This window comes from Paenilisteria riparia FSL S10-1204 (assembly GCF_000525995.1).
Lineage (GTDB): Bacteria > Bacillota > Bacilli > Lactobacillales > Listeriaceae > Listeria_A > Listeria_A riparia.
On sequence record NZ_AODL01000064.1, the window covers coordinates 1 to 854 of the forward strand.

The following is an 854-nucleotide window of genomic DNA, read 5'->3' on the forward strand; positions in this document are numbered from 1 at the left end:
AACAGCTTCGTAATACTCGCGTTCTGCAGTTCGTCCCATGAGCCATGGCACATCTTTTGGTAACTTGCCTTTGATAAACAACGTATAGCGATTATCGGTTTGCCACAGTTGTTCAAAAATATCTAACGCTTGATCGAGTCCTTTAATTTTTGGAATAACGCCACAAATGCCGATGTTGAAATCAATGTTGGCTTGTTTTGGTCGATCGAGTTTTTCCGTATCAATCGTGTTGGCAATGAGAATCATTTTATGGCGTGGAATCTGGCAAATACGGTGCATTTCTTCTAAAATGAACGGACAAACGGCAATGATATGGTCAATGGCTTCGAGATTATAATGAAACGGGTGTTGCGTTCTTTTTTCTTGGGCATGTACGCGCACGAGTAGCTTTTGGTCTGGTTTCTTATGTTTGGAATACCAAACGGCATTTCCTAATCCCCATTCACAGAAAATCATATCTGCCCATTCGAGTAGTTCTTGGCTTTTGGCCGCATCATGCTCGGTATGATTGCTCCAGTGGTCTATTTTTACCTTTATCCATGGTTGCGCTTGTAAATAGTCGATGATGTCTGTCATAAACTTCAAATCATGACTGGCAAATAGCAAGTTCATCGGCTCTTTGTTGTAACTCCATAATAGTTGTTTCAAGCGGTTATAAGAGGCTTCCAGTGTGAAGTATTGGCTCGCTTCATAGAGAGTTTTGGCTGCACGTCTGTAGACAGCAGAATCAGATAAGGCAAGTTGTGTCTTCTCCAAAAAGTCGGCTTCTGTATCAACAAATAATTCGTAATCCGCGCCAAGGAGTTGTTCATGCATTTTGGTGCGTCGTAATAACACGGGTTTGCCAATCGGGA

At 42.0% G+C, this 854-nt stretch carries 1 protein-coding gene; it reads right to left on the reverse strand.

Annotation, left to right across the window (positions count from 1 at the left end):
* Positions 1-816: glycosyltransferase family protein (locus tag PRIP_RS16005; protein ID WP_149023868.1), on the reverse strand; the 816-nt coding region annotated here is incomplete at its 3' end.
* Between the last annotated feature and the right edge of the window lie 38 nt (positions 817-854).